The organism is Helicobacter pylori, from assembly GCF_014496965.1.
Classification (GTDB): Bacteria; Campylobacterota; Campylobacteria; order Campylobacterales; family Helicobacteraceae; genus Helicobacter; species Helicobacter pylori_CZ.
The window spans coordinates 1-505 of record NZ_JACTCR010000041.1; the positions used below are offsets into that span (position 1 = coordinate 1).

The following is a 505-nucleotide window of genomic DNA, read 5'->3' on the forward strand; positions in this document are numbered from 1 at the left end:
AAGAGGATCAAAAGCGCAAGAGCTTATAGCTTATTTGCAAAAAGAGCTAGAATCTCTGCCCTATTCACAAAAAGCTATCGCTAAACAAGTGGATTTTTATAAACCAAGTTCTATCGCTTATTTAGAACTAGATCCTAGAGATTTTAAAGCTACAGAAGAATGGCAAAAAGAAAATCTAAAAATACGCTCTAAAGCTCAAGCTAAAATGCTTGAAATGAGGAGTTTAAAACCAGACCCACAAGCCCACCTTTCAACCTCTCAAAGCCTTTTGTTCGTTCAAAAAATATTTGCTGATGTTAGTAAAGAAATAGAAGCAGCTGCTAATACCGAGAAAAAAGTAGAAAAAGCGGGTTATGGTTATAGTAAAAGGATGTAGCGAGTGAATTACCCAACCGCTAAAGCGATTGGGCTTTTTCTTGCTTCATAGCTCCATAACTAGCTAGATCTAATATGTTGCCATATTGAGAACTAACCCCGTTAGAGGAAGCTCCACAAGCTTTGATAC

The 505-nt window shown here is 37.0% G+C and carries 1 protein-coding gene; it reads left to right on the forward strand.

Annotated features, from left to right (window positions below; genetic code table 11):
- Positions 1 to 376, forward strand: a 376-nt coding sequence (locus H7O61_RS07800; protein WP_187875657.1) for a DUF874 family protein, incomplete at its 5' end; no start/stop codon positions are given.
- Positions 377 to 505: the final 129 nt, after the last annotated feature.